14 protein-coding genes are annotated in these 13279 nt (G+C 35.9%); 10 read left to right on the top strand and 4 right to left on the bottom strand.

What is annotated here, in order from left to right; translation table 11 throughout:
- Window positions 1-90: 90 nt before the first annotated feature.
- The 10 genes from BUA71_RS02910 to mgrA all read left to right on the top strand — a co-directional run bounded on the left by BUA71_RS02910 (window position 91) and on the right by mgrA (window position 8854).
- The gene (locus BUA71_RS02910) at window positions 91-633 is read left to right on the top strand and encodes a DUF4870 domain-containing protein (RefSeq protein WP_072876512.1); all 543 of its coding nucleotides are present in this window, start codon (window positions 91-93) and stop codon (window positions 631-633) included.
- Window positions 630-974 carry a PadR family transcriptional regulator gene (locus BUA71_RS02905; RefSeq protein ID WP_072876510.1) on the top strand — a complete coding sequence of 115 codons (345 nt, stop codon included), beginning with the start codon at window positions 630-632 and terminating at the stop codon, window positions 972-974. Before BUA71_RS02910 ends, BUA71_RS02905 begins: the two co-directional genes overlap by 4 nt.
- Window positions 967-2706 (top strand): PspC domain-containing protein, encoded by a 1740-nt coding sequence (locus BUA71_RS02900; protein WP_072876508.1) that lies wholly within the window; start codon window positions 967-969, stop codon window positions 2704-2706. The genes BUA71_RS02905 and BUA71_RS02900 overlap by 8 nt, the downstream gene beginning before the upstream one ends.
- 377 nt (window positions 2707-3083) lie before the next feature.
- Window positions 3084-3902 (top strand): GIN domain-containing protein, encoded by an 819-nt coding sequence (locus BUA71_RS02895; protein WP_072876507.1) that lies wholly within the window; start codon window positions 3084-3086, stop codon window positions 3900-3902.
- Window positions 3903-3946: 44 nt separating this feature from the next.
- Window positions 3947-4186 (top strand): hypothetical protein, encoded by a 240-nt coding sequence (locus BUA71_RS02890; RefSeq protein WP_072876505.1) that lies wholly within the window; start codon window positions 3947-3949, stop codon window positions 4184-4186.
- A gap of 100 nt (window positions 4187-4286) precedes the next feature.
- Entirely contained in the window at window positions 4287-4904 is a 618-nt protein-coding gene (locus BUA71_RS02885; protein ID WP_072876866.1) for an alpha/beta hydrolase, read from the top strand.
- A gap of 270 nt (window positions 4905-5174) precedes the next feature.
- On the top strand, window positions 5175-5648 hold the full coding sequence (locus BUA71_RS02880; protein WP_072876503.1) for a hypothetical protein: 474 nt from the start codon (window positions 5175-5177) through the stop codon (window positions 5646-5648).
- A gap of 315 nt (window positions 5649-5963) precedes the next feature.
- Entirely contained in the window at window positions 5964-6614 is a 651-nt protein-coding gene (deoC, locus tag BUA71_RS02875; RefSeq protein WP_072876501.1) for a deoxyribose-phosphate aldolase, read from the top strand.
- Between the two features lies 1 nt (window position 6615).
- Window positions 6616-7314: a purine-nucleoside phosphorylase gene (deoD, locus tag BUA71_RS02870; RefSeq protein ID WP_072876499.1), complete on the top strand. Its 699-nt coding sequence runs from the start codon at window positions 6616-6618 to the stop codon at window positions 7312-7314.
- 541 nt (window positions 7315-7855) lie between these two features.
- Window positions 7856-8854: an L-glyceraldehyde 3-phosphate reductase gene (mgrA, locus tag BUA71_RS02865; RefSeq protein ID WP_072876497.1), complete on the top strand. Its 999-nt coding sequence runs from the start codon at window positions 7856-7858 to the stop codon at window positions 8852-8854.
- A gap of 118 nt (window positions 8855-8972) precedes the next feature.
- Here the strand turns inward: mgrA and BUA71_RS02860 are convergent, their stop codons facing one another.
- The 4 genes from BUA71_RS02860 to BUA71_RS02845 all read right to left on the bottom strand — a co-directional run bounded on the left by BUA71_RS02860 (window position 8973) and on the right by BUA71_RS02845 (window position 13065).
- The gene (locus BUA71_RS02860; protein ID WP_072876495.1) at window positions 8973-9944 is read right to left on the bottom strand and encodes a type I phosphomannose isomerase catalytic subunit; all 972 of its coding nucleotides are present in this window, start codon (window positions 9942-9944) and stop codon (window positions 8973-8975) included.
- Between the two features lie 179 nt (window positions 9945-10123).
- Window positions 10124-11743 carry an ArnT family glycosyltransferase gene (locus BUA71_RS02855; protein WP_072876493.1) on the bottom strand — a complete coding sequence of 540 codons (1620 nt, stop codon included), beginning with the start codon at window positions 11741-11743 and terminating at the stop codon, window positions 10124-10126.
- Window positions 11727-12356, bottom strand: coding sequence for a lipid-A-disaccharide synthase N-terminal domain-containing protein (locus BUA71_RS02850; RefSeq protein WP_072876491.1), 630 nt, complete (start codon window positions 12354-12356; stop codon window positions 11727-11729). The genes BUA71_RS02855 and BUA71_RS02850 overlap by 17 nt, the downstream gene beginning before the upstream one ends.
- On the bottom strand, window positions 12349-13065 hold the full coding sequence (locus BUA71_RS02845) for a glycosyltransferase family 2 protein (RefSeq protein WP_072876489.1): 717 nt from the start codon (window positions 13063-13065) through the stop codon (window positions 12349-12351). The genes BUA71_RS02850 and BUA71_RS02845 overlap by 8 nt, the downstream gene beginning before the upstream one ends.
- Window positions 13066-13279 lie beyond the last annotated feature (214 nt).

Here is a 13279-nt window from a genome sequence, read left to right as displayed (position 1 = left end):
AATATGTTAAATCTTAGTACTATGCTTTGCAAAATACCTTCTTTTAGACATATATTTGCATTGTAGAATAGTTAGAAAAATTTTAGAGCGATGAATTCAGAAATAAATAAAGAAGAAAAAACACTGGCAACAATCTTGCACCTCTCGGTTTTTACCAAGTATATTATACCTTTAGGAAATTTTATTTTTCCTTTAATTCTTTGGCTAACTAAGCGAGAGAAAGCTTTTATAGATAACCATGGTAGGAAAGCGATAAACTTCCAAATAAGTTTATTTTTATACAGTATTTTTATACTGGCCACAGGCTTTGCACTAATTGTTTTTCAAGCCTTTAGATTGGGCGAAGATGCTTCTTTTACATTTGGCCCAAACACTTTTGAATTTCAGGAATGGCAACATGCAATTTCTATAATGATTACCCTGGGGGTTTTCGCACTTCTACTTTTAGTTTTATTTATTCTGGAGATTTTTGCAGTGATTACTGCAGCTATTAAAGCCAATAATGGAGAGGATTACAATTTTCCATTAAGCATCAATTTTATAGGAGAACAATCATCAAAATCTAATTATTCAAACCATCAACATCAATCAAAAAATGAACAGTTTAACAATCCTCAAAACCAAACACTATGAAGATAGAAAACACCAAGGCCCAAATGCGAAAAGGGGTACTGGAGTACTGTATTCTTTCGGTATTAAGAGATAAAGATGCCTACGTGGCAGAGATCCTTGAAACACTTAAAGATGCTAAGTTACTGGTAGTAGAAGGTACCATCTACCCGCTACTTACCAGGTTGAAAAACGCAGGACTTTTAAGTTATCGCTGGGAAGAGTCTAACAGCGGACCACCCAGAAAATATTATGGTCTTACCGATACCGGGCAGCTCTTTCTAAAAGAACTTACCGCAACCTGGAGTGAGCTCCAAACCGCTGTAAATATTGTAACCAATCAAAAAAAGAACGATCATGAATAAAACCGTAAATATAAACCTTGCCGGGATATTCTTTCATATAGATGAGGACGCTTATGTTAAGCTTCAACATTACCTGGAAGCCATAAAACGCTCCTTTACCAATACGCAGGGAAAAGAAGAAATTATAGCAGATATTGAAGCACGTATCGCTGAACTTTTTAATGAAAAGAGAAAAGACGATCGCCAGGTTATTGGCATGCTTCAAGTTGAAGAAGTAATCGCCATTATGGGGCAACCCGAGGATTATGTGGTAGATGAAGAAATGTTTGAAGACGAACCTACCCAGGAAAAAACCGGTAAAACCACAGGAAAACAACTTTTTAGAGATACCGAGCATTCTTACGTTGGCGGAGTTTCCTCTGGCCTTGGTCATTACCTGGGAATAGATTTTATTTGGATACGAATTTTATGGATTTTGCTCACCATTTTTTCAAGTGGTGCCTTCATTCTCATTTATATCGCCCTGTGGTTATTTGTCCCGGAAGCTAAAACCACAGCAGATAAATTGGCGATGCGAGGGGAAGAAGTGACCATTAGTAATATTGAAAAAAAGATTCGGGAAGGTTTTGATAATGTAACCGGAAAGGTAAAAGATGTAGATTATCAAAAATATGGTTACCGGGCAAAATCTGGTGCTAGTTCAGCCGCCTCTGCCATTGGAGATGTAATTAGTTTTATCTTAAAAATCTTTGTAAAATTAATTGGGATTTTCTTGATCTTAGTTGCCGGTTCTGCCTTAATTAGCATTTTTATAGGTCTTTTTACCGTAGGAACTTTTGGAATTATAGATGCACCCTGGAGTGATTATGTAGAAATGGCGGTGAGTGGTGCCCCTTTGTGGCTATTATGGCTGCTCGCTTTCTTATTGCTAGGAATCCCCTTTTTCTTCCTGTTTATATTAGGCTTAAAAATTCTTGTAGGACGTTTAAAGTCTATAGGAACACCGTTAATTTTGGTTTTAGTGGGACTTTGGTTGCTCGCCCTAATTGGAGGAGCCATAGTTGGTGTGCAACAAGCCACGCACCGCGCTTTTGACGGGGAACACATTGTAAACCAAAAACTACCGGTACAACCACAGGACACCCTGTATCTTAAAATGAGAAATAATCCCGAATATTCCAGCAGCATTTATCGCAGCGGTAATTTTAAGATTAAATATAATAAAAATGGAGATCGAATTATTTATGGGACAGACATCAATTTAGTCGTGAAATCAACCAAAGACTCCCTGGCCCGTATAGAAATAATCAAATCTGCTGAAGGTAAAGATTACAAAGAAGCCAAAGAAAGGGCGAAAAACATTCTTTACACTACAGAAATAAACAATAATGAGTTATTTCTTGATTCATATTTCACCTCAAACGCTAAATATAAATATCGCGACCAGGAAGTGAAAGTGTCTTTATTCCTACCGGAAGGAACTACTCTTTTTGCTGCGGAAAACACCGGTACTTTTCAACGAGGAAATTATATGGGAAATATTTTAAACCGTGGTGATACCGAAAAATTCCTGAATATTTCTGAAGATTCGGCAATTTGTGAAGACTGTGCGGAAGAAACCTGGGACGAGGAAACTGAAGATGAATGGGACGAAGAAGATGACTTTAATGCGAATATTAATTCTGGGGACGAAAATGTAAGCATAAAAATAAACCGGAATGGTATCACCGTAGATAAAAAGTCTAAAACCAAAAAAGTAGATACACTTAATAATAAAAGCCAGGAATTATGATACAATTAATCTTATACATCTTTATGGTAGTTTTTAATCCTGGCCCTCCTATAAAAAAGACGGAAATTTTGGTAAGGGAATTTATAGAATGTTCTGAGCCTTTTTATGTAAAAAAGTGTACAAAGAATATCTATCAATGCTAACTCGCCTTATGTACCCCATGCTAGATATTTTGTTAGAAACCAGGTTTTACAAGCTTTAATTATAGGGTACAGGAAAAAAGTTAAACCATCTTGATAACCAGAGAGGGAGGGTTAACCGCCAGAACACGATTTAGGGCTAAATTTTGAATTACGTCGATCAAAGAATAGCGAACTTTTTACAAGGCCTCCATACGGAGGCTTTTTTAGTATATTTGTTATGGAAAAATAGAAACTATGAAAAAAATATTACTTCTTTTAGGAATATGCCTGGCTTTTAGTTGTGGTTCACAAAAAGTAAATGGCAGCAGAATAGTTACTACGGAAAAAACCAGGCTTCTGGATTTTAATAGTATTGAAATTTCGGGAGATTTTGATGTTGAACTCAAAAAAGGTAGTACCGCATTAATGAAAGTTAAGGCAGACGATAATCTTCATAGAATCATTCAGGGCGAAGTGGTAAACCAGGTTCTATATATAAAGCCCACTAAGAGAATTGGTCGCAGTAAATCTCAAGAAATTGAAATCACCTATCCCCAAGATCTCCAAAAGATCATATTAAACGAAAATGTGGAATTGGAAACTGAAGGCGAACTTTATACCGAAGAACTAAAAGTAGAACTTGCTGATAGAGCTAAGGCGTACCTCACCATTACCGCCACCAGGTTTGATCTCTTTAGCAACGGAAAATCTATTGTAGAGCTTAACCTAACGGCCGAGAATGCCTATTTTCAACTCAATAAATCCAGTGGAATCAAAGCCCTGGTGAATTCCCCATCTTTTAATGTAGATATGTATGAAAAAGCTTCGGCGAGAATTGAAGGTGAAACAAATAATTTTCAATTAAGAGCCGAGCATTCCAGTGATTTTAAGGGTAAAAGACTAACCGCCAATGAAGCCGTAGTGGTTGCAGAAGGAAAAACAAAAATAGAAGTTGAAGTTTTAAAACAGCTTAGCCTCACTGCTAAAAACCGCGCGGAAATTAAGCTTTATGGTACCCCAAAAATAGATTTGGTAGAATTTTCGGAAAAAGCAGTGTTAGCTAAGAAAAATTAAGATTTTTTACTACATTTAACCACTAACACTAAATAAATTGAATTATGAAAATTGCTTTAAAATCAATTTTAATACTTTTAACGCTAAGTCTTAGTTTGGCGTCCTGTCGCAATGAGGAAGACAAAAAATCTGAAATTGAAAAATTATCTGAAGAAGATGATGCAAAGGTTAAGGTTAAAGATGACAAGGTTAAAGTAAAAACCGACGACAAAAAGATTAAGATCAAAGAAGATGCTGATGGAGATGTAAAGAAAAAAGTAAAAGTTGATAATGATGATAACTAATTCATTCAACATTTAAATTAACTAAATAAAAAGTCCCGTTTTCGGGACTTTTTTGAACTTTATTAATCAGGTAAAAATTAAAACCGAATTAACATACTATATGCATAAAAGAGAAATTCACACGGCGGGAAAAGAACTTAGAGAAGCTAAAAAAGTATTGGTTTTACTACACGGTCGCGGCGGGAGCGCGAAAGAGTTCTTATCGCTTGCCAATGATTTAAATACCCAGGATTTTGCAATCCTCGCTCCGCAGGCTACTGACTTTACCTGGTATCCAAATTCATTCCTCACCCCAGTTCAACAAAATGAACCAGAACTTGCTTCGGCCTTAGCACTTCTAAAAGAATTACTCGAAGATATTATTGAAAGCGGGGTAGCCACAGAAAATATTTATTTCGCGGGCTTCTCACAAGGTGCTTGTTTAAGCCTGGAATTTGTGGCAAGAAACGCACAAAAATTTGGAGGAGTAATTGCTTTTACCGGTGGACTAATTGGAGAAGAACTTGATTTCAATAAATATTCCGGAGATTTTCAAGGAACTCCCATTATGATAACCTCCGGCGATCCAGATGCACATATTCCTACTAAACGAATTGAAAACTCTGTAGAGATCTTAGAGAAAATGAATGCTTCTGTGCAATATAAACGCTATAAAAATAAACCGCATAATATTTCAGCAGAAGAAATAGAATTTGCCAATCAGGTTATTTTCAGCTAAAACCTTTAAGAAAACTGTTCTTTGATAAATATTAACTATAAAAAAGCCGGATTTTCAGTTTTCTTAATTCTTATTTCTTTTCGCTTTATTCTCTATCTTTTTTTAATAAGAAGACCTCAGCATTATTCGAAGGATTGTTTCATTAAATGAAAAATTTTGAATCTCAATTAATAATTTGACGAAAATTAAGGGAAATACAAAAAGACTACGCAACCTTTTTGAACAAATTACATCTATTAGGTAGATAAACTCTTTAATAAATTTAATATTATGAAAAAATTAGGCTTGCTTTTCCTATTGTCGTTTATTGTTCTTTCCTGCTCATCCGATGATGAAAATGAACCACAAGAAAAAGATATGAACCTGGATTTGGTGCTAAAAGAATTGCCACAAGAATGGAAACTAGTTAAGATGACCGGAAGTTTTAGCGGCTCGGAAACCACAGGGGATGATATGGGTTGGCAAGAAAGCTATATTTTTAAAAGTGATAGCACATTTACTAAAACAAGATTACGAAACGGAAAGAAATTGACCGCCACGGGGACCTTTGTTATTGGAACCGAATATAAAAATACCACAGCACAAAAATCATTAAAACTCACGTTCGATAAAGAGAGTTCAATTATTGGCAGCTGTTCTAATGAACCTTTAGAATATTTGTATTATAAAAATGACGAAAACCTTTTGCTAAGCAATTGGTGGGCCTGCGATGGCCCCGGACTCTTCTATAAAAAGGTAGAATAAGATCTTATTCTGTTTTACCAAAAACTTTAGACATAACTATCACACATATCAACTATTCAAATCTATAGACCGTTAGAATTATCTTTCAGGCTCTATTTTTTTCTAAAAAATCATTTGATATTTTGCTGCTTGCAATTTTAGCGCAATAATTAAATAAAAGCTGATATTAATCATTAATAAGATAGAAAGAAAAACCATATTTTTGTATGTTGGAAAATTTTGTCTCTAAAAGACAGCAACGATTGAAAAGTTCGTGTTTTTTAAACTGCATAATTCATTAAATAATTGAATTAGGATTTAAAACATAAAACAACTATGCAATTAAATAAATATATAGACCATACTTTATTAAAACCAACGGCTACACCTGCCGATATCGAGACTCTTTGTAAAGAAGCCAAAGAGTACAACTTTGCGGCTGTTTGTGTGCACCCTTGTTATTTGGAACTGGCGAAAGACTTTTTAAAAAACACTGTGGTAAAAACAGCAGTTGTTATTGGTTTTCCCCTGGGAGCAATGACAACCGACGCTAAAGTACTTGAAGCAAAAGACGCCATAAAAAAAGGAGCCGATGAAATTGATATGGTGATCAATATTGGTATGTTAAAAGCCGGGGAAGTGGCTTATGTTACGCGAGAAATTGAAGCCATTAAAAAAGCTATAGGTGATAAGGTTCTAAAGGTTATTTTAGAAACCTGTTTTCTAAGCGATGATGAAACGCAAATTGCCGCAAAAGCTGCACTAAACGCAAAAGCCGATTTTATTAAAACTTCTACAGGTTTTGGTACCGGTGGCGCTACATTTAGAGACGTAAAATTAATGAAAGAAATTGCGGGCGAGCAAATGAAAATAAAAGCTTCCGGCGGAATAAAAGATCGTGAAACTGCAATGCAATACATAGATTTAGGCGTTTCTCGTTTGGGAACTTCCTCTGGAATAAACTTAATAAATAGAGACAAAGAATAAGATGAGTGTACACATAGGAGCCAAAAAGGGAGAGATAGCTGAAAATGTTTTACTCCCGGGAGACCCGGTGAGAGCCAAATGGATAGCTGAAAATTTTCTTGATAATGCAGTTTGCTATAATGAAGTTCGCGGTATGCTGGGATATACCGGCACCTATAAAGGGAAAAAAGTATCGGTGCAGGCTACGGGAATGGGCATTCCTTCTGCCCTAATTTATTGCACAGAATTGATTACCGATTATGGCGCAAAAAAATTGATTCGCGTAGGATCTGCCGGTTCTTATCGTAAGGACTTGGGAATTAATGAAGTTGTACTGGCGATGGCTGCTTCTTCAAATTCAGGATTTAACAAGGCAAATTTTCTTCATGCCGATTACGCTCCTACCGCAAGTTTTGAATTGTTTATGAAGGCCGTAAGGTTTGCTGAAGAAAACAATATTCAGTTTACAGCCGGAAATGTACTTTCTTCCGATGTATTTTATGAAGAAGATGAGCATACCTATAAAAAATGGGCCAATTATGGCGTGTTATGTGTAGAAATGGAATCGGCGGGCTTATATACTGTGGCGGCTAAACACGAGGTGCAAGCACTATCTATACTTACCATATCAGATTCACTTGTTACCGGCGAAAAACTACCTTCTAAGGATAGGGAACAAAGTTTTAGCAGAATGATCGAAATTGCCCTGGGAGCACTTTAAATTAGAGGCTTTAAGGCAGACGACAGACGGAATAAACTATTTTTAAACTTCAAGCATCTTATAGCAACGCTAAGCAAGAGCTTGAAGTTTTCTTTTTATTGAACTATCGAACGCTCCTGCAAGGTTTAGAAAACCTTGTAGGTTTAAAAACAAGCATATACCTACCAGATCTGGCAGACCTTTTAGGTAACCGAAATCACATTTCAGAAAAACATAAGTTAAGTGCATAACTCAATCTTCTTATATGAATATTGAATAAAATTTATCGAATTGAGCCATTACTTAAGTTGTTCGTTTAAATGATTTTATTAACTTAACCCGGCGTGAATTAAATCATTGAACTTACTGTACTACTGCTTTGTTAAGTTAAAATCATTGAAATCTATGAATAATACAGGTTAAAAACAACAACCTCGACCCAAGGGTACGAGGCATGATTCCTATAAAATCCTTTTATTTCGGGACAATCCATTGGTAATCATACTCCTGGCTATCGTCCCGCGATTAAATTTTCTAATACTACATCACAAAAAGAAATATCATGAAACCTTATACAGCTGCTGAAAATCGCTATGAAAAAATGAAATACCGCCGGTGCGGAAAAAGCGGAATTAAACTACCCCTACTCTCTCTTGGTTTGTGGCACAACTTTGGTGATCACGACGATTTAGAGACAGGTAGGAAAATTTTGCGCACAGCATTCGATAGCGGAATTACACATTTTGATCTGGCCAATAATTACGGACCTCCCTATGGCGCCGCCGAATCGAATTTCGGTAAAATTTTTGCTGAAGATTTTAAGAAATACAGGGACGAATTGATTATTTCTACTAAAGCCGGTTGGGATATGTGGCCTGGCCCCTATGGAAATTTTGGTTCCAGAAAATACCTTATTTCCAGTTTAGACCAATCGCTTCAAAGAATGGGACTGGAATATGTTGATATTTTTTACCATCACCGCCCAGATCCCGACACTCCTTTAGAAGAAACCATGGGAGCTTTAGACCAAATTGTAAGACAGGGAAAAGCTCTTTATGTTGGGATTTCCCAGTACTCATCTAAGGAAACCGCACAAGCCGCTGAAATTTTAAAGCAACAAAGAACGCCATTTCTAATCCATCAACCTCGCTATAATATGTTAGACCGCTGGGTGGAAAAAGGATTGTTAAACACTCTGGAACGTGAAGGTATAGGAAGTATTGCATTCTCGCCTTTGGAACAGGGAATTTTAACCGATAAATACTTACAGGGCATTCCAAAAGATAGTAGGGCCTCGAAGGAAAGTAGTTATTTAGACGAAGCGCAAATTACTTCAGAAAAAATTGGGAAAGTTCAACAATTGAATGAGATCGCCGGTTCACGAGGTCAAAGTTTGGCTCAAATGGCGGTAGCCTGGTTGCTAAAAGACCAGCGCATCACTTCTGTATTGCTGGGAATTAGTAGGGTGGAACAACTGGAAGAAAACTTAAATAGTCTTGAGAGCCTAGACTTCAATCAGCAGGAGTTGAAGGAGATAGAAGCTATTCTAATTAAGGCTTAATTTTTTGAAACTATGTCAATTTAGGTTACCAGTGAAAAGATTTCTTTTTTAAAACACAAATCCCGTAAAATATAATCAACAAGGTCAATAAAAAGACCTTGTTGATATCACTTGTTCTTTATTTAATGTAAACCTCTAATAATTCACATTTTTCAGCAGAAAGCTTTACTTCATTATTTTTAGCAGGAATGAGAATGCTCTGCCCCTGCTCGATACTTTCTGTATTTCCGTTTACGCTAATTTCAGCTTTTCCACTTACACACATGTAAATCACAAAAGAATCAATTTCACTGTAGTCTCGGGAAAGTTCTCCTTTTAATGGTAAAAAATTAGTGGTAAAATACTGGCAACTGGCAATTTCGGAAGCCTGGTTCGCTACCTTATCATAATTCAGTTTAAAATCGTCTTTCTTCTCAAAATCTATAGCATCTATAGCAAGTGCTGTATGTAATTCCCTGGAATTCCCTTCTGAATCGGTACGGTCCCAATCGTAGATCCTATAGGTTATATCTGAAGTTTGCTGAATTTCTGCTAAAAGTACCCCGGCGCAAATAGCGTGAACTTTTCCAGTATGAATAAAAAAGCTATCTCCTTTCTTTACTTCTTCAAAATTTAAAAGCTCTGTAATTTTGCCTTCCTCTAAATGTGTGAGATAATCGTCCTTAGAGATACTCTCCTTAAAACCAATATTGAGTTTAGCACCCTTATCGGCTTGCATAACATACCACATTTCGGTTTTTCCAAAAGAATTATGTCGCTGGCGGGCCAGTTCATCATTGGGATGCAACTGCACCGAAAGCTCGGTATTGGCATCAATGAATTTAATAAGTAAAGGAAATTCTAAGCCAAATTGTTCAAAGATCTTTTTTCCTACAAATTCTCCTTTATATTCTTCGATGAGTTCTTTTAAACTGAAACCTTTTAAAGCACCATTCGCTACTGAAGAAATATCATCTTTTACTCCAGAAATCTCCCAGCTTTCGCCAAGTCCTTCCCTATTGGTATTTTTATTAAGTACAGTTTTTAGTTTATTTCCTCCCCATATTTTTTCCTTTAAAATAGGGCTAAACTTTATTGGATAATCTAACATTTTGATTGGTTTTAAGAGGTTATAAAGTTACTCAAACTTTAGCGCTTTTAAAAAATAAACAACTTTGAAAAATCACATTTTTTCAAGTATAATTTGAAAAAACAAACTGTCCCTGGCCAAGTCATCCAGGTGTTATCCTAGAAGTTAATTTTGTTGTCGATGCATCCCGATAGCTGTTTTTAATCCTTTTTATCGAGTAAATAAAGATCCCTGTATAATCGGTCTTTATGTTTTGTTCCTACGGGATTCATATTCACACTGTCTATTTTTTTAATTTTATACGTATTAAAACTGTTCTGTAAACTATCGGCATAAGGTTTATCGCTTAATAACAAAAATTGGTCTAAACCTGGTTTTTTAAGCTTTTCATTAGGTGCCAATACGGGAATTGGCTTACCATACTCCCAGATCATTTCTGGTGTAAAAGCCTGGAATTCAAAAAGCGGTGCATCATATTTCTTTAGGTATTGATCTACCTTCACAATACTACTATAGTTAGGGTTTACATTTATCTTTTTGGCCATAGGCAGACCAAACCAGATAACGCTCACCAAAAACGCAATACTTAAATAAAAAACTACTCTAATTCTTTTCAATTTTAAGTTTCTAAACATCAGAAAACCTATACCAAAAAGAGAAATCGAAGACAGGATGTACCAAATCAAAATATCATTCAGCATATCTTTAAAGTAAAAATAGCCGGCAATAGGAAAAACACAGCCAATAAAAGCGATAAGTCCGAAATTAAAATATACGATAACACTTTCCTTCAGCTTCAAGCTTTTAAAATAAATAAAGAGATATTCTATATAAAAAGCGGTGTTCATAGCCATAGGAATAAGCACGGGTAATAGGTACCGAGATTTTTTTTCAGGGATTACAGAGAGCAATAACACCGAAGCCAGCGTCCATAAAATCGTAAATTTATAGGCTTTTTTATTGCTCACGCGATCTTTTAAATAGGGATAAAGCAAGGCGACAAAAGATGGAATAGTCCACAAACCACTTTGCACAAAAAAGCTCCAGTAATAATAAAATGGACGTACATTATAATTTAACCAGCGACCCGTCTCCTGTGTGGTTATTTCGGTTACCGCGTGGGTATCGAACAAATAAACATATAGGTTCCACCAGCCCCCACCAACCACTGCTATTAATAGAATTAGTGCTATTGCCTTCCAGCGGGATCCCGTTCCTTTAAATTTATAGATAACACCATAAGCAATTAAAAACGGCAAAAACAAGGCATAAAGTGAAACCGGCCCCTTACTCAAGAAAGAACAAGCCATAAAAAACCCCGAAAGACTAGCATACAGGTACCAATTTGATTTTTGATTAAACAGTTGATACAGACAATAAATTGCCAGCATCATAAAACTATGTGTATAAATATCCCACTGCCCGTCCCTACCGGAAAAAAGTATATAGAACGAAGTCGTGGCAATAAGACCGGCAAGGAAAGAAAGTTGTAGATTTTTACTAATCTTCAGCAGGAATTTAAAAGTAAAAACCACCAAGATTAGCGCCATTATTGCAGATGGCAACCTTAATCCAAAGAGGCTTTCCATTCCAAAAATCATCATAGAAATTGCCGTGAGCCAGGTTGGTAAAGGCGGTTTTTCGTAGCGCGGTTCGGCATTCATGGTGGTAAAGATCCAATTGTTATCGGTAATCATTTCACGCGCGGTAATAAAATTACGAGCTTCCATAATATTGATAAAAATGGCATCGAGATTTACAAAGAAAACGGCGAGCGCAACCAAAATTAAAATAGCCAGGTATTTATTCTCTGTTTTCATTTAAATGAATTATAATATTTCTACTGTACATTAATGCGCCGAACAAATGCCCTATTAGCAAAACCGGGTCTCTTCTAAAAATTGCATATATTAAAACCAGGCAAGCCCCGGCAAGACTTAGCCACCAAAACCCAAGTGGCAGGGAAGATTTTTTTCTTTTTTCTGAATATAGCCACTGGTAAACAAAACGTAAGGTAAATACCAGTTGAGCGATACTTCCCAATACCATTAGCCATAAGGGAATATCTTCGTTATCAAATATCTGTTGTAAATTAGATACGTTATCAAAATTGCTGTACACCACGATCAAAACGGGAAAAGCCAGGAGGATAGCCCTAAAAAAACCAGATATTTTTTGCCATTGACCTTGAAAATAAAGATTTCTAATATAAATAAAATAGGTTAGACTTTGCCCCAGCATTATGGCAAAATCATTTCTAAAGTAACCATAAATAAATAGCAGGATGGAAGCAAGCAAACTAAGTTCCCAGAACAATACCGGCGTAAGCACCTTTTTTTGCTTTTCAGATAACACCCACTGCATAATCATTCGTGATGAGAACAGGATTTGCGCGGCAAACCCAATCACATAAATTATCCAGTCGTTATCCATGCTTTGCTTTTAGATTATAATCGATATAAGATTTTTTAATCCAAACATAGGCAAAACAATCTACCAGGGGGCCTAAAAACCTATTCTTAAAGTTATATTTTGAAGTCCCAGCTTCGCGGGGATAGTGGTTTATGACCACTTCTTTAATAGGTTTATCCTGCAGCAGGATCATAGCCGGCAAAAAACGTTGCAAACCTTTAAATAACGGTATCCTTTTGGCGTCTTCTGTATATAATATTTTAAGTGGACAGCCGGTATCGTGAATATTATCCTTTGTAAAAAATATCCGCACTGCATTCCCGGTTTTAGAAGATATTCTTTTTACCAGGGTATCTTTCCTGTTTTTTCTCCATCCAGTCACCAATCCAAATTCCTGAATGTAAGGAAAAAGAAGTTCAAAATCTTCCGGATGGGTTTGCAAATCGGCATCCAAATAGCCTAAAAGTGGAGTTTCAGTGTGATCGAAAGCGGCTTTTAAAGCTGCGCCTTTTCCGTAGTTTTTATCGAAAATAAGGCATTTAAAATCGGGCGTATCCAGGCAAAATTTTTCAATTTCATTAGCACTACCATCACTTGAGCCATCGTCAACCAGCAAAACACAGCTTTTTTTTGATGCTTTTTTCAAATAATCTCCAAGATATTTAAAAAGTCTTGGTAAACTTTCAATCTCATTATAAACCGGAACGATAATGGTGAATTTATATTCCATAAACAGTTAGATCCTGTAGTAAATTGCCTTAGTTTTTTTAAGTTGACTTTGCTATTTATAATTCATGTGTACAAATGGAGGCAGCTTAAATTTTTTACGTGCAATGTATTAAAATTTCGCGGCACAAAATTAAGGATATAATTGAGAATATCTTTTAAAATTCCAAATATGTTAAAAATGTAAATTACTGAAAATCAATAAAATTTAAAAAATA

The organism is Salegentibacter echinorum (assembly GCF_900129445.1).
Lineage (GTDB): Bacteria > Bacteroidota > Bacteroidia > Flavobacteriales > Flavobacteriaceae > Salegentibacter > Salegentibacter echinorum.
Note: the sequence above shows the minus strand (reverse complement) of the source record. Positions and strands in the feature narration are given on the sequence as shown.